General features: G+C 65.7%; 13 protein-coding genes. 5 read left to right on the top strand and 8 right to left on the bottom strand.

The annotated features are described in order from the left end of the window. Positions 1-142: 142 nt before the first annotated feature. Entirely contained in the window at positions 143-4,105 is a 3,963-nt protein-coding gene (locus tag A7V84_RS04195; RefSeq protein ID WP_025515318.1) for a DUF3683 domain-containing protein, read from the top strand. A 173-nt stretch (positions 4,106-4,278) separates the two neighbouring features. After that, positions 4,279-4,956, top strand: a complete 678-nt coding sequence (locus A7V84_RS04190) for a GntR family transcriptional regulator (RefSeq protein WP_063491612.1) — start codon at positions 4,279-4,281, stop codon at positions 4,954-4,956. A 3-nt stretch (positions 4,957-4,959) separates the two neighbouring features. On the opposite strand, the gene A7V84_RS04185 is transcribed toward A7V84_RS04190, so the two are convergent. From A7V84_RS04185 to A7V84_RS04170, 4 genes are read right to left on the bottom strand one after another with little or no spacing between them, the layout of a single operon-like run. Beyond that, on the bottom strand, positions 4,960-5,724 hold the full coding sequence (locus tag A7V84_RS04185; protein WP_025515321.1) for a LamB/YcsF family protein: 765 nt from the start codon (positions 5,722-5,724) through the stop codon (positions 4,960-4,962). Continuing rightward, positions 5,721-6,740 carry a 5-oxoprolinase subunit C family protein gene (locus A7V84_RS04180; protein WP_063491611.1) on the bottom strand — a complete coding sequence of 340 codons (1,020 nt, stop codon included), beginning with the start codon at positions 6,738-6,740 and terminating at the stop codon, positions 5,721-5,723. The genes A7V84_RS04185 and A7V84_RS04180 overlap by 4 nt, the downstream gene beginning before the upstream one ends. Continuing rightward, the gene (gene pxpB, locus A7V84_RS04175) at positions 6,737-7,474 is read right to left on the bottom strand and encodes a 5-oxoprolinase subunit PxpB (RefSeq protein ID WP_025515325.1); all 738 of its coding nucleotides are present in this window, start codon (positions 7,472-7,474) and stop codon (positions 6,737-6,739) included. The genes A7V84_RS04180 and pxpB overlap by 4 nt, the downstream gene beginning before the upstream one ends. 24 nt (positions 7,475-7,498) lie before the next feature. Beyond that, entirely contained in the window at positions 7,499-7,924 is a 426-nt protein-coding gene (locus A7V84_RS04170; RefSeq protein ID WP_063491610.1) for a VOC family protein, read from the bottom strand. A gap of 146 nt (positions 7,925-8,070) precedes the next feature. Here A7V84_RS04170 and A7V84_RS04165 point away from each other — a divergent pair, with 146 nt between their 5' ends. Further along, positions 8,071-8,943: a LysR family transcriptional regulator gene (locus A7V84_RS04165; RefSeq protein ID WP_025515328.1), complete on the top strand. Its 873-nt coding sequence runs from the start codon at positions 8,071-8,073 to the stop codon at positions 8,941-8,943. An 8-nt stretch (positions 8,944-8,951) separates the two neighbouring features. Here A7V84_RS04165 and serA read toward each other — a convergent pair whose 3' ends face one another. The 4 genes from serA to phoB all read right to left on the bottom strand — a co-directional run bounded on the left by serA (position 8,952) and on the right by phoB (position 12,885). Further along, positions 8,952-10,151 (bottom strand): phosphoglycerate dehydrogenase, encoded by a 1,200-nt coding sequence (gene serA / locus A7V84_RS04160; RefSeq protein WP_033534956.1) that lies wholly within the window; start codon positions 10,149-10,151, stop codon positions 8,952-8,954. A 127-nt stretch (positions 10,152-10,278) separates the two neighbouring features. After that, positions 10,279-10,752 carry a DUF411 domain-containing protein gene (locus A7V84_RS04155; protein ID WP_025515332.1) on the bottom strand — a complete coding sequence of 158 codons (474 nt, stop codon included), beginning with the start codon at positions 10,750-10,752 and terminating at the stop codon, positions 10,279-10,281. 87 nt (positions 10,753-10,839) lie between these two features. Further along, entirely contained in the window at positions 10,840-12,156 is a 1,317-nt protein-coding gene (phoR, locus tag A7V84_RS04150; RefSeq protein WP_025515334.1) for a phosphate regulon sensor histidine kinase PhoR, read from the bottom strand. 30 nt (positions 12,157-12,186) lie between these two features. Then, positions 12,187-12,885: a phosphate regulon transcriptional regulator PhoB gene (gene phoB / locus A7V84_RS04145; protein WP_025515336.1), complete on the bottom strand. Its 699-nt coding sequence runs from the start codon at positions 12,883-12,885 to the stop codon at positions 12,187-12,189. Between the two features lie 141 nt (positions 12,886-13,026). Between phoB and ubiE the strand changes: the two genes are divergently transcribed. Together ubiE and A7V84_RS04135 are read left to right on the top strand one after the other, a co-directional pair. Then, positions 13,027-13,797 (top strand): bifunctional demethylmenaquinone methyltransferase/2-methoxy-6-polyprenyl-1,4-benzoquinol methylase UbiE, encoded by a 771-nt coding sequence (ubiE, locus tag A7V84_RS04140; protein WP_025515338.1) that lies wholly within the window; start codon positions 13,027-13,029, stop codon positions 13,795-13,797. Between the two features lie 133 nt (positions 13,798-13,930). Beyond that, positions 13,931-14,938 (top strand): Tim44 domain-containing protein, encoded by a 1,008-nt coding sequence (locus A7V84_RS04135; protein ID WP_063491609.1) that lies wholly within the window; start codon positions 13,931-13,933, stop codon positions 14,936-14,938. Positions 14,939-15,285 lie beyond the last annotated feature (347 nt).

Raw genomic sequence — 15,285 nt, 5'->3', positions numbered from 1 at the left:
GATTCACAAGGCTTTGTCCATGTGTCCCTTAATAATTCGAGGGCTTTACCCGCTGGCGCACGGGGTGTCATTTATAAGGCGGAAAGAAAGGTTTTTTGTAATGTCTTAAAATGCTTTTTTAGGGCCCCTCCCTGTTGCTCTCATGAATGCCCCTCTCGCCAGCCAAATACTGACTTCGGCGATCCCGCCGGCAACCGGCGCGCGCCTGCGTGAAATTCCCTACAACTACACGTCGTTCTCCGACCGTGAGATCGTCGCCCGGCTGTTGGGCGATGACGCCTGGCGGTTGATTTCCGATCTGCGCGGTGAACGTCGCACCGGCCGTTCCGCCCGCATGCTCTACGAGGTGCTGGGCGATATCTGGGTGGTGCGCCGCAACCCCTATCTGCAGGACGACCTGCTGCACAATCCCAAGCGCCGCCGCTTGCTCATCGATGCTTTGCACCATCGCCTGGGCGAAGTGGACAAGCGTCGCGAGCCGGGTGCAGTGGCCGAAGAGGGGCACGACCCGCAACGCGATGCCAAGGTGGTCGAGCTGCTCAAGCGCGCCCGCGCCGCCGTGGCCGAGTTCGAAGCCCAGTTCGATCTGACCGAGCAACTGCGCAAGCAGGCCGTCAAGGAGCTGGGACGCATCACGCACCGGGGCAACATCAAGTTCGATGGCCTGTCGCGCGTGGCGCACGTCACCGATGCCACCGACTGGCGGGTGGAGTACCCCTTTGTGGTGCTCACGCCGGACAATGAGGCTGAAACGGCCGCTCTGGTGCGCGCCTGTATCGAACTGGGCCTGACCATCGTGCCGCGCGGAGGCGGTACCGGTTACACCGGCGGCGCCATCCCCCTGACCTGGCGCTCGGCGGTGATCAACACCGAAAAATTCGACCAGATCAGCGAAGTGCAGCGCGTGCGTCTGCCCGGGCGCGACGACGAGGTCGGCGTGATCGACACCGGCGCCGGCGTGGTCACCAAGCGCGTGGCCGAGGCGGCCGAACGCGGCGGTTTCGTATTCGCGGTGGACCCCACGTCTTCCGAGGCCTCCTGTGTGGGCGGCAACATCGCCATGAACGCCGGCGGCAAGAAAGCCGTGCTCTGGGGTACGGCGCTGGACAACCTGGCCTGGTGGCGGATGGTCGATCCGCAGGGCGATTGGCTCGAGGTCACGCGCCTGGACCACAACATGGGCAAGATCCATGATGTCGAGGTGGCGCGCTTCGAACTGCAGTGGTTCGATGGCAAGGCCGCCCCGGGCGCCCGTCCCCTGCGCAGCGAAACCCTGGAAATTCCGGGTCGCGTCTTCCGCAAGGAAGGCCTGGGCAAGGACGTGACCGACAAATTCCTGGCCGGCCTGCCGGGCGTGCAGAAAGAAGGCTGTGATGGCCTGATCACTTCGGCGCGCTGGGTAGTGCATCGTATGCCGAGCCACACGCGCACGGTCTGTATGGAGTTCTTCGGCCAGGCGCGCGATGCGATTCCGTCCATCGTCGAGGTCAAGGATTACCTGGATGGCGAAGGCCGCAAGCGCGGCGCCATCCTGGCCGGGCTGGAGCACCTTGACGAGCGCTATCTGCGCGCGGTGGGTTATGCCACCAAGAGCAAGCGCGCCGAGCTGCCCAAGATGGTGCTGATCGGCGACATCGTCGGCGACGACGAGAACGCCGTGGCCGCGGCAGCCAGCGAAGTGGTGCGTCTGGCCAATAGCCGCCATGGCGAAGGCTTCGTGGCCGTCAGCCCCGAGGCGCGCAAGAAATTCTGGGCCGATCGTGCCCGCACGGCGGCCATCGCGCGGCACACCAACGCCTTCAAGATCAACGAAGACGTGGTGATTCCGCTCGACCGCATGGGCGAGTACACCGACCATATCGAACGCATCAATATCGAACTGTCCACGCGCAACAAGCTGCGTCTGCTCGACGCCTTGAGCGAGTATCTGGCCCAGCCGCTGCCGGTGGGCAAGCCCGAAGATGCCGCCGACGCCGCCCTGACCCGCGAAGAGGTCCTGAGCGAGCGTACGCGTCTGGCGGCCGAACTGCTGACCGAGGCGCGTCTGCGCTGGCAGTGGTTGCTGGACAACCTGGACCTGCCGCTGGCGGCTGCCATCCCGCAGCTGGGCGACGTCGGTCTGGCCAGCCTGGCCGGGGTGCTGACCGAGCGTCTGCGCAGCCAGCCCCAGGCGCGCGTCTTTGACGTCGTGCAGGACCGCACGGTCCGCGTGTCCTGGAAGAAAGAAGTATTGGCGGGGCTGCAGGGCATCTTTGCCGGCGCGGCTGCCAAGCCCATCCTGGATGGCATCAAGGCCACGCACGCGCGCGTGCTCAAGAGCCGCGTATTCGTGGCCCTGCACATGCACGCCGGCGATGGCAACGTGCACACCAATCTGCCGGTCAACTCGGATGACTACGGCATGCTGCGCGAGGCCCACGAGGCGGTCGATCGCATCATGCAGATTGCGCGCGATCTCGATGGCGTGATCTCGGGCGAGCATGGCATCGGACTGACCAAATATGAGTTCCTGACCGAAGCGGAGCTGGCTCCCTTCCAGGATTACAAGCGCCGCGTCGATCCCAACAACCACTTCAACGCCGGCAAACTCATGCCGGGCGCGGACCTGCGCCATGCCTGGACGCCCAGCTTCAGCCTGATGGGCCACGAGTCGCTCATCATGCAGCAAAGCGACATCGGGGCGATATCCGAGTCGGTCAAGGACTGTCTGCGTTGCGGCAAGTGCAAGCCGGTGTGCGCCACCCACGTGCCGCGCGCCAACCTGCTCTACTCGCCGCGCAACAAGATTCTGGCGACGTCGTTGCTGGTCGAGGCCTTCCTGTACGAAGAGCAGACCCGCCGTGGCGTGAGCCTGAGGCACTGGGAAGAATTCGAAGACGTGGCCGACCACTGCACGGTCTGCCACAAGTGCTATACCCCCTGTCCGGTCGATATCGACTTCGGGGACGTGTCGATGAACATGCGCGCGCTGTTGCAGCGCATGGGTCGCAAGTCCTTCAATCCGGGCACGGCGGCGGCGATGTTCTTCCTCAACGCCAAGGATCCGGCCACCATCAACGTCACCCGTAAGGCGATGGTAGGCGTGGGCTACAAGGTCCAGCGCGCCGCCCACGATCTGCTGGCCGGTGCCGCGCGCAAACAGACCGCGCACCCGCCCGCATCGGTGGGCAAACCAACCCTGCGCGAGCAGGTGGTGCACTTCGTCAACAAGAAGATGCCGGGCGGCTTGCCCAAGCAGACGGCGCGCAAGCTGCTGGATATCGAGGACGCCAACTACGTGCCCATCATTCGTGACCCCAAGGCCACGACGGTGGATACCGAAGCGGTGTTCTACTTCCCGGGTTGCGGTTCGGAGCGTTTGTTCTCGCAGGTCGGCCTGGCCACGCAGGCCATGCTCTGGCATGCAGGCGTGCAGACGGTGCTGCCGCCGGGCTATCTGTGCTGCGGCTATCCGCAGCGCGGCAATGGCCAGATGGACAAGGCCGAGCAGATCATCACCGACAACCGGGTGTTGTTCCACCGGATGGCCACCACGCTCAACTACCTGGACATCAAGACGGTGGTGGTGAGCTGCGGCACCTGCTATGACCAGCTGGCCGGCTATGAATTCGAGAAGATCTTCCCCGGCTGTCGCCTGATCGACATCCACGAATTCCTGCTCGAAAAGGGGCTCAAGCTGGAGGGGGCCAAGGGCGTGCGCTACATGTACCACGATCCTTGCCATAGCCCCCTGAAGCAACAGGATCCGATGAAGACGGTGCGTTCGCTGGTGGGCGAAGAAGCCATCAAGAGCGATCGCTGCTGTGGCGAGTCGGGCACGCTGGCGGTTACCCGCCCGGATATTTCCACCCAGGTGCGCTTCCGCAAGCAGGAAGAGCTGCTCAAGGGCCGCGAGGCGGTGCGCAGCGACGGTTACGACGGCGAGGTCAAGGTCCTGACGTCCTGCCCCTCCTGCTTGCAGGGCTTGTCGCGCTACCAGGGCGACACCGGCATGGACGCCGACTACATCGTGGTCGAAATGGCGCGCCACATCCTGGGCGACACCTGGATGGAGGATTACGTGCGCCAGGCCAATACCGGCGGCATCGAACGCGTACTGGTGTGATCCACCCGGGCTAGCAGATACTCAACCGGCAACTGCCGGTTGAGTTTTTTTTGCGGCAAGAAAGCGGTAATCCATGGATAAATCGTCTAACAGTGAAATTTTTATTGAATAAAATTTCATTTGTGTCATTCTTGCGAGCAAATCCTGCCACTGGTCCGATTGAGGAACCCTTCGTGCCCTTTCAAGCACTTGCCACGATCCCCTACTTTCTCAAAGATCAGATTCGCAGTCTGATCATTGACGGTACGTTCCGGCCCGGACAACCACTGCGCGAGCAGGACCTGGAACAGCGCTTCGGCACCAGCCGCAGCCCGATTCGCGAGGCATTGCGGCTGCTGGAGCTCTCGGGCATGGTCCAGCACATCCAGCGCAAGGGATTTCGCGTGCGGCACTATTCCGTCACTGAAATCCGTCATCTCTATGCGCTTTATGCCGAACTGGCTGCCTATGGCCTGCGCCAGATCCAGTCAGCACCCGAGATCGCCCAGCTGGAGACGCAGCTGCGCGAGCTGGATGAGCAGCTGCGCCAGGCCCATGGGGCCGGTGACATCGACACCTACGTGGCCCGGCTTCGCGACAGCTATCTGGCGCCAAGTCGTCTGCTGGGCGACCAGGCGCTGCTCGATACGCTGAGCCGTCTGTGCGCGCAACTCGAACCGGTGCACTACCTGTACTTGCGCACAGCGATGGGCAGCCTGGCTTATGACCGTTTTCACGGCGGCATCCTCGCTGCCTTGGCTCAGGCAGATACGGGCGCCGCTGCCGAGGCGGCCAGACAGGGAGTGCTGGATATGATCCAGCCCGCGGTCAGCGCTCAGGATGCCGCGGCTATCGAGGGCGAGCCCGGCTGAGCGTCAGGCCGCTGCGCGCACGGCGATGCCGGCGGTCTGCAAGGCCTGGCGGATGGCGCGGGCAAAGTCGGCCGCGCCCGGCTGATCGCCATGGATGCACAAGGTGTCGGCCTGCAGACGCACGGTCTTGCCCGACACGCTGGTCACACTGCCCTCGCGCACCATCTGCAGTACTTGCGCCACGGCCTGTGCGGGGTCGGTGATCATGGCGCCCGGCTGATGGCGCGCCGTGAGGCTGCCGTCATCCTGGTATGACCGATCGGCGAACACTTCCTGGGCCACGCGCAGCCCGGCTGCATGGCCCTGTTCTATCCATGCGCTGCCGGCCAGCCCATAGAGCATCAGGCCGGGGTCGACGTCGCGCACCGCTGCGCAGATGGCCCGTGCCAGTGCGGGGTCGCGGGCGGCCATGTTGTAGAGCGCGCCGTGGGCTTTCACATGATGCAGGCGTGCGCCTTGCGAGGCGGCAACGCCGGCCAGGGCGCCGATCTGGTACACCACCGCGTCATAGGCCTCCTGAGGTGAGAGCTGCATGACCCGTCGGCCAAAGCCTGCCAGGTCAGGCAAGCTGGGATGGGCGCCCAGCGCCACGCCATGCTGCAGGGCCAGCGCCACCGTTTGGCGCATGGTGCCGGGATCGCCGCCATGGAAGCCACAGGCGATATTGGCCGAGCTCACCAGTGGCAGCACGGCGGCGTCATCGCCCATGCGCCAGGCGCCGTAGCTCTCGCCCATATCGCAGTTCAGGTCGAGCGTGGTGATGGTCATGGGGTATTTTCCTCGGGCAGCGGGCGGCGCGCAGCGTGCAGGCAGGCGCGCAAAGGTTGCAGGGCATCGTGCAGCGTCATCAGGGCGGCGTGGCGGGCCTGATCCAGACGCTGCGCCGTCTCAAGGTCGATCAGGGAAAAACGCAGCGTGGCGCCCGGCAGGCGCTGGGCCAGGGCAGGCAGATCGATACTGGCCACCTGCGCCAGCTTGGGGTAGCCGCCCGTGGTCTGGCGGTCTGCCATGAGCACGATGGCCTCGCCGCCGGGGGGTACCTGGACGGTGCCGAAACTCACGGCTTCGGAGAGGAACTGGCGCGGCGAACTCAGGGCCAGCATAGGTCCCTGCAGGCGATAGCCCATGCGATCGGCCTGGGCGCTGATGCGGAACTCGGCTTCCAGCAATGTCTGCTGGCTGACGGTGCTGAAGGCATCCCAGTGGGCGCCGGGCAGTACGCGCAGGCGCGCCCGGGCCGGGTCGCCCAGCGCCGCAGGCAGATAGATGCGCAGGTTGTCCAGCAGCGCCTGGAGGCCATCGACATGCGGGGGCAGGGCGCGGGCCAGGCCGATACGGTCGCCGGCGCGCAGGGCACGTCCCTGCCAGCCGCCCAGGGCGCTGCGGACATAGGTGCTGCAACTGCCCATGACCGGAGTGAGCGCAAAACCGCCGTGGACTGCGAGATAGGTGCGGGCGCCGTGGCGCGGAGCCCCGAAGGCCAGTACCTGCCCGGCCTGGGCCCATTGCGGGCGGCTCCAGGCCAGCGGTTCGCCATCGAGCGTAGCGCTCAGATCGGCGCCGGCCAGCGCGAAACAGGTCGGCGCCTCGAAGCGCAGCACCGGGCCGGCCAGGGTGATTTCCAGCGTTGCCGGCCGGGTGTCGTTGCCGGCCAGCAGATTGGCCAGGGCGTGGGCGCGCCAGTCCATGGCGCCGCTGACCGGGATGCCCAGGTGCTGGTGGCCGTGGCGGCCTGCGTCCTGGAAGGTCGACAGCAAGCCGGGTTTCAGCACGCTCAGGCTCATGGCGTGGCTGCCTTGCGTCGGGCAACTGCGAAGGCATCGGCCGTGATCGGCACGAAGCGCAGCCGGTCGCCGGGCTGCAGCAGCGCGGCGGGTTCCCGGGCGGGGTCGAAAAGGGTCAGCGTGGTCGCGCCGATGATGTTCCAGCCGCCGGGCAGCCGGCCGGGATAGATCACGCTCTGCCGGTTAGCCACGGCGATCGAGCCGGCAGGCACTTCGGTGCGGGGCTCGGCGCGGCGCGGGATGTCCAGGCGGGCGTCATGGATGCCCAGATAGGCGAAGCCGGGTGCAAAGCCCAGCATCAGCACCGTACATGGGGTCTGGCTGTGCAGGGCGATGACCTCGGCCTCGCTAAGGCCGCTGGCCTGTGCTACCTGCGCCAGGTCCGGGCCGTGGATGCCGCCGTAACAGACCGGGATGTCGATCAGGCGTCCTGTCTGCGCCGTGTCAGGCAGCGGCTTTGCGAGCAGGGCCTGCAGGCGCCGTGTCAGTTCGGCATGGTCGAGGTTGCCGGGCTCCTGCGGCTGATAGTGCACGGCTACTGACGTGAAGGCAGGCACCACGTCGCTGACGCCCGGCCAGCCTGCCTGACGGATCTGGCGGGCCAGGGCCAGACAGCGGCGGGCGGCCGACTCATTCAGGTCGTCCTCCAGGCTGACGAGCACACAGCGGTCACCCTGGGGTTGGAGGCGCCAGGCAGGGGCGAGGCAGGGAGAAGCGGCAACAGTCTCGGACAAGGCAAACCTGCATGGCGCCAGGGCTTATTTGGCGAACAGGGATTCCATGTGCTTGAAGGCCTTGAACTCCAGGGCGTTGCCCGACGGGTCGAGGAAGAACATGGTGGCCTGCTCACCCACTTCGCCCTTGAAGCGGATATAGGGCTCGATGACAAATTCCGTGCCGGCGGCCTTGAGTTTGTCGGCCAGGGCTTCCCATTGGTCCATGGAGAGCACGACCCCGAAATGGCGCACCGGAACGTTGTGAGAGTCTACGGCATTGGTGGCATTCGCGCCGCACTCGCCAGGGGCCAGGTGAGCCACGATCTGGTGGCCATAAAAATTGAAATCGATCCATTCGGGGGAGCTGCGCCCCTCCGGACAGCCGAGCAGCTCGCCATAGAAACGGCGGGCCTCGGCCAGGTCGCGCACGGGGAAAGCGAGGTGAAAGGGCGGGATGGCTTGGGTCATGGCTGGATTTCCATTGCATCAGGCAGCGCGGGAGGCTGCGGCCTGGATAGTGTACGTATTGTTTTTTTGATAGAAAAACGATAATTTTTTGCCCTAAGCAACAAAATAATTGATGCTTTTCCACTTGCTCCAACCAGGCATGCGTGATGCTCAGAGAATTCAGGACGTTCATTGCGGTGGTCCGCGAAGGCAGCTTCACCGCGGCCGGGCGGCAGTTGGGCTTGACCCAGTCGGCCGTCAGTGCGCAGATCCGCCGGCTCGAAGAGCAGCTGGGCCTGGCGCTGTTTGACCGGGGGGCCAGGACGGCGCTGCTCAATGCCCACGGCCGTGAGCTGCTGCCGCAGGCCGAAGCCTTGCTGGCGCTGGCCGATCGCACGGTATCGCAGGCCGGCGGGCGGGTGCGCGGGGTGCTGCGTATCGGGGCCATTGCTTCAGTGCAACAGGATCTGCTGGTGCGCGCGCTGATGGATTTCCGCGCCGCCTTTCCCGAAGTGCAGGTGCGTGTGGTGCCGGGGGTGTCGCTGTCTTTGCTTGGGCAGGTCGATGCCGGCGAACTCGATCTGGTGGTGCTGATCCGTCCGCCTTTCGCCTTGCCGCCCGAACTGGATTGGCAGGTGTTGTTGCGCGAGCCGATGGTCCTGGCTGTGGCGGACACGCTGCCGCTGCTGCCATGGCGCGAGCTGCTGCAGACTCAGCCCTTCATTCGCTACGATCGCGCGTCATTCGGGGGGCGTCTGGTCGAAGGCTTTCTGCGCCGCCATCGCGTGCGCGTGCAGGAGGCGGTCGAACTGGATGAAATCGATGCCCTGGCTCACCTGGCTCGCGCCGGTCTGGGCGTAGCCCTGCTGCCGCGCACCCGCCTGTTGGACGGCCGGGGCTTGCGTCTGCTGACGCTGGATGAGGCGGCATTCGAGCGCGAGATCGGCGTGATCGGCCGTCCCTCGCGCTCGCCACTGGTACAAAGCATGATCGACTGCCTGGCGCAGGCGGCGCTCAGGCCCCCTGCGCCAGCGGCCTGAGGCCGGTTTTACAGGCGGTCGCAACGCACCGTGGTCGGGTGCTGGCGCAGCGCCTCGATGACCGGGTCGCCCACGACGCCGTCCACATCGGTCAGTACGTAGCCGATCTGGCCGCGCGTCTGCAGGGTCTGGCTGACGATATTCAGACCGTGCTCGGCCAGTGTGTTGGTCAGCGTGCCCAGTGCGCCCGGGGCGTTGCGGTGCACGTGCAGAATGCGCGCCGTGCCGGCCGGCTCGACGTAGGCGAGCTCCGGGAAGTTGACGGCGGTCTTGGTGGTGCCGGCCTGCAGGTAGCGCACCAGCTTCTCGGCTACTTCACGGCCGATGTTCTCCTGCGACTCCTGTGTGCTGCCGCCGATGTGCGGCGTCAGGATCACGTTGGGCAGCCCGATCAGCGGGCTGGCCAGCGGCTCGTCCGGACCCTTGGGCTCGGTGGGAAAGACATCCAGCGCCGCGCCCGCCAGGTGGCCGTCGCGCAGCGAGCGGTTCAGGGCTTCGATGTCGACTACCGTGCCGCGCGAGGCGTTGATGAGGATGGCGCCGCGGCGCATCTGGGCCAGGGCCTGGGCGTCGATGATGTTCTCGGTGCTCTTGCCGCCGGGCACGTGCAGCGTGACGACATCGGACTGGTTGAGCAGCTCGGTCAGCGAGGCGGCCGCCCGCGCATTGCCCAGGGGCAGCTTGCCCTCGACGTCGAAGAACACCACGCGCATGCCGATTGCCTCGGCCAGCGTGCTGATCTGCGAGCCGATGTTGCCGTAGCCGACGATGCCCAGGGTCTTGCCGCGCGCCTCGAAGGCGCCGGTGGCGGTCTTGTCCCAATGTCCCTGGTGGACCCGGGTGTTCTTCTCCGGAATGCGGCGCAGCAGCAGGATTGCTTCGGCCAGCACCAGTTCAGCGACCGAGCGGGTGTTGGAGAACGGTGCATTGAAGACCGGGATGCCGCGCATCATGGCGGCGTCCAGGTCGACCTGGTTGGTGCCGATGCAGAAGCAGCCGATCACGCGCAGGTCGGGACATTCGGCCAGCACGTCGCGGTCAAGGTGCGTGCGAGAGCGTATCCCCACGACTTGCGCACCCTGCAGCGCGGCGCGCAACTGCGCCGGGGGCAGGGCCGTGCTGTGGGTAGCGATGTCGGAATACCCCGCGGCCTCGAAAACTTCGCGGGCGCTGGGATGAACGTTCTCGAACAAAACGATTTGAGCCATGGATGCTTGCCGTAAAGAAAGAGAAAGCGCCGGGGAATTTCCCGGCGCCAGTGCCGGCTGGCACTGGCAGCCCCATTGTGGCTCAGATTTTTGCTGCAGGGCCGCAATCCCCCGGTAACAGTGTGGCCTACGCGCCGGCGATGCTGCGCCATACGCTGGCGCCGCCATCCGCCTGCACCAACAGGACGGCATAGGCGTCGCGGCGTCCGCCGTAGGCCGGGTCGTCCATGCCGGGCGAACCAATCGGCATCCCCGGCACGGCCAGGCCCACGGCCTGGGGGCGCTCGCGTAGCAGGCGCTGGATATCTTCGGCCGGCACATGGCCTTCGATGGCGTAAGCGCCAATCAGGGCCGTGTGGCAGGAGGCATAGCGGGGCGCCAGCCCGGCGCGGGCGCGCACCGGCGCGGTATCGGGCACATCATGCAGGCGCAGTGAGAAACCGGCCTGGCGCATGCGTTCGGCCCAGACGCCGCAACAGCCGCAGGAGGGGGTCTTCCAGACCTCCAGCACCGGCGCGCTCTGCGCCATCAGCGGCGCAGACAAGGGGGCAAGCAGCGCGGCGGCCAGCAGCCGGCGGCGGGAAGCAACAAGGTGGGTCATGATTCGCCTCGAAGTCAGTCGTACAGGCCCCGCAGCCTGCTGCGGGGTGATGGGCGCATCATAGTCCGGCTCGTTCGTCGGCCGGGCTCAGTCCTTGGCGTCGCTGTCGGCCGGCGTGACACGGTCGGCGGGAAACTGCAGCGAGAACGTACTGCCCTTGCCCGGCTCGCTTTCGATCAGCAGTTCGGCATCGTGACGCAAGGCGATGTGCTTGGTGATGGCGAGCCCCAGACCGGTGCCGCCTACGGCGCGCGAGCGGCCGCGATCCACCCGATAGAAACGCTCCGTCAGGCGGGGGATATGGCGCGCCGGGATGCCGATGCCGGTGTCTCGCACGCTGTAGCGCGCGCCCTGTTCGGGGTGCCCTTGCCAGGTGATGGTGATGTCACCCCCTTCCGGGGTGTAGCGCACCGCGTTGGTCAGCAGATTGGCCAGCGCCGAGGACAGCTCGGTGGCGCTGCCCAGGACATCCAGGCCCGGGGCGATGTCCCAATGAAACTGATGTCGGCCTGCCGACAGCGCCTCAGCCTGCTGGCGTATGGTCTGCAGCAGCGAGGAAATGTCCACGGCCTGCGGGTCCGACTCGGGTGATGACTCCAGCGTGGAAAGCGTCAGCAGGTCCTCGACGATGGCCTTCATGCGCTGCGCCTGCTCCAGCATCATGGCCATGTACTGGGCCCGCTGGGCCTCGTCCAGCGCATCGTCGGGCATGTCCTGCAGCGTTTCCAGGAAACCGGCCAGCACCGTCAGGGGCGTGCGCAATTCGTGCGAGACGTTGGCCACGAAGTCGCGCCGGGTGGTTTCCAGCTTTTCGATCTGCGTGACATCGCGCGAGATCAGCAAACGGCGGTTGCTGCCATAGGCCGCCAGCTGGATCATCATGACCCGTTCCTGACCGTTGTGGCCCAGGCGAACCAGCATGGGTTCGGGCCAGTGGCCGCGGTGCGCATAGGCCACGAATTCAGGCGCGCGCAGCAGGTTCAGGATGTTCTGGCCACGATCGGCCGGCAGGCGCAGCACCAGATGGCGGCGGGCCATCCGGTTGGCCCACTCGATCTGGAATTCTTCGTTCAGGGTGACCACGCCATCGGGCAGGGCCTGGGCGGCAGCCAGCATGCTGCGCATGGTTTCCTGCTGCTCGGCCAGTTCGCGACGGCGCGCGCGCGTGTAGCGATACAGCGGCGCCAGGATGTCTTCCCAGGGCCCCACGCCTGCCGGGGGGGCGGAGTCCGGGTCGTGGGCCCAGGCAGAGACCCGCTGCAGTCGCCAGCTGCGCCACAGCACCATGGCCATCATGGCAGCCGAGAACAACACCCAGCCGGCCGGGGAACCGGCCACACTGTGAAGCAGAAGACTGAGGATGCCCCAGAGGGCGATCAGCGTAAGCGTGCGCAACCAGATCATCGTCGCGGATTCTAGGGCAGGGAGGGTAGCTTACCGCGCCGGCACCTGAGCCGTGAAACGATAGCCGCTGCCGCGCACGGTTTCCACGTGGATGTCGTGGCCGCTGGGTTCCAGCGCTTTGCGCAGGCGGCGGATATGCACGTCGACCGTACGCTCTTCGACGAAGACGTGATCGCCCCACACCTGGTCCAGCAGCTGCGAGCGCGAGAAAACGCGTTCCGGGTGCGTCATGAAGAAGTGCAGCAGGCGGAATTCGGTTGGCCCGATCTGCAGTGCCAGGCCGTTGCCGGACAGCCGATGCGTGACCGGGTCCAGGCGCAGGCCGCCGACGTCGATCAGGTCGTCCGTCAGCTGGGGCGCACGGCGGCGCAGCACAGCCTTGATGCGGGCCATCAGTTCCTTGGGCGAGAACGGCTTGGTGATGTAGTCATCGGCGCCGGCCTCCAGGCCATCGACCTTGTCCTGCTCGGCGCCTTTGGCCGTCAGCATGATCACCGGGACGTTGCGGGTGCGTTCATCGTCGCGCAGCTTGCGCGCCAGAGCCAGGCCGGAAATGCCGGGAAGCATCCAGTCCAGCAGAATGAGATCGGGCAGTTCCGCGCGGATCAGGGTCTGGGCCTGTTCGGCGTCGAAAGCCCGCAGAACCTTGTGGCCGGCGAAAGATAGGTTCACCGCGATCAATTCCTGGATGGCGGGTTCGTCTTCGACGACAAGAATGGTGCTAGACATGGTGGCGAGGTTCGTTGCAATGCGCCAGATGGCGCGAACGTTGCCATAGTATGGCCGCAATATTTCAGGTATGTGACTGACGGCGGCGCCGATCGTCCCGCGCCAATCGGCTACCATTGGGCCAAATTCCGGGAATTCTCTATGCAAAACCCTTCCTCCTCCCCTGATTCGTCCCCGTCTGGCAGCACGCACTTCGGCTTCCAGTCCGTGCCTGAAAGCGACAAAGCCCGCAAAGTGGCCGAGGTCTTCCACTCGGTGGCCTCCCGCTATGACGTCATGAACGATCTCATGTCGGCGGGCCTGCACCGCGTCTGGAAGGCCTTCACCATCAGCCGCGCGGCCGTGCGCCCCGGCATGAAGGTGCTGGACATTGCCGGCGGCACGGGTGATCTGGCGCGGGCTTTCGCCAAGCGCGCCGGCCCTACGGGCGAGGTCTGGCTGACAGACATCAATGACTCGATGCTGCGTGTCGGGCGGGATCGTCTGGCCGACCAGGGCCTGCTGTTGCCGGTGGCGGTCTGTGACGCCGAGAAACTGCCCTTTCCGGACGGCCATTTCGACCGGGTCAGCGTGGCTTTTGGCCTGCGCAACATGACGCACAAGGATCGTGCCCTGGCCGAAATGACGCGTGTGCTCAAGCCGGGCGGCAAGCTTCTGGTGCTGGAGTTTTCGCGGGTCGCCAAGCCGCTGGCGCCGGCCTACGACTGGTATTCCTTCAATGTGCTGCCCTGGCTGGGCAAGAAGGTGGCCCAGGACGAGGCAAGTTACCGCTACCTGGCCGAATCCATCCGCATGCATCCCGACCAGGACACCCTGGCCGACATGATGCGCGCTGCCGGGCTCGAGCGCGTGCAGTACTTCAACATGACTGCCGGTGTGGCCGCCCTGCACGAAGGAACCCGGCTGGCCTGAAAAAAGAAATTCGGAACTTGTGGCGCATACGCTTGTCCGTTATTCTTGTCACCATTCAGTTTGTTGTAAGAAAGCGGTGGCGATCGTCCGCCGCCCGCGCTTTCGGGCGCGTACTACAAGAGGAGCTTCTTTAATGTCCATCAAGTCTGGCCTGTCCCGTGGGCTGGCTGCAGCGCTGATCGCCGTGTCCGGCGCAGCGCTCGTCACCGCGTCCTTTGACGCCGAAGCCCGTCGCGCTGGCGGCGGCATGAGCGTCGGGCGTCAATCTTCCAACGTAACCACCCAACGTCAGGCCACCAAGCCGCCCACTTCGCCCAGCGCTGGCGCCACCACGGCAGGCGCCGCGGGTACGGCTGCCGCCGGTACGGCCGCGGCAGGCGCGGCCGCCAAGAGCGGCGCATCCCGCTGGCTCGGCCCCATCGCCGGCATCGCCGCGGGCCTGGGCCTGGCTGCGCTGTTCTCCAGCCTCGGGCTGGGCGGTGCGCTGGCCGAATTCCTCAGCAGCGCCCTGCTGATCGGCCTGGTCATTTTTGCCGTGCTGTTCATCGTGCGCCGTCTGCGGGGGGCTTCCGCGCCGCGCCAGGCCATGCAAGGTGCCTATGGCGGCAACAATGCGCCGCAAGGCGGCCAGCAAGGCCAGCAACCCATGTGGCGTGAGGCGCTGAAGCCGGCTGCCGCGCCTGCGGCTGCCGCTGCGCCCGCTGCGCCGGTCCAGGATGCCGCTGCGCCCAAGGCGGGCGACGACGGCAACTGGTTCGTGCCGGGCGATTTCGACACCCCGCGCTTTCTGCAGCAGGCCAAGGACCAGTTCGTTCGCATCCAGGGCATCTGGGACAGCGGCGACGTCAGCCAGCTGCGCGATCTGCTGACCGACGATCTGATCGCCGAACTCAAGCCGCAGCTTGAAGCCCGTGGCGAGCAAGCCAACAAAACCGAAGTCGTGCTGCTGAACGCCGAACTCCTGGGCATCGAAACCGTCTCCGACGGTCACCTGGCCAGTGTGCGTTTCTCCGGCATGCTGCGTGAAGCCCCAGGTACTGAGGCCTTCCGCTTTGAAGAAGTCTGGAACCTGTTCAAACCCAACAGCGGCGGTTGGCTGCTGGCCGGGATTCAACAGATTCCGGTCGAGTACGCCAGCTGATTGGCGGCAGTTCTGTAGTACCCCAATCCTGTTTTTTGGCCCGCGCTTTGCGCGGGCTTTTTTATGCCTGGCCGTCCGCCGCAGAACCCGTGTGGGCGCAGCGCTGGCTGGCGGCGCGGGTCAGGGCTTGCGCCTTTCTCTAGCGCTATGCCCGCAATGCTTTCCCATTGAGCCGGGCTGGCATCAAAACAGCCTGGGCTATCCCGGCCGATCCTCCCCAGATAAAAAAACCGGCCGCATCGATGGAGAATCACACAGCAAAAAGCCAGGGCTGCTGCCCTGGCTCAAAATGCGGTGGCGGTTCCTACCAGACTACATTAATCCCCACCGTGCCCTGTAATGGCTGT

Origin of the sequence: Bordetella trematum, assembly GCF_900078335.1 — a bacterium.
In the GTDB taxonomy this organism is placed as follows: Bacteria; Pseudomonadota; Gammaproteobacteria; order Burkholderiales; family Burkholderiaceae_B; genus Bordetella; species Bordetella trematum.
The sequence above is the reverse complement of the archived record's forward strand: the minus strand, read 5'-3'. Positions and strand labels throughout refer to the sequence as shown.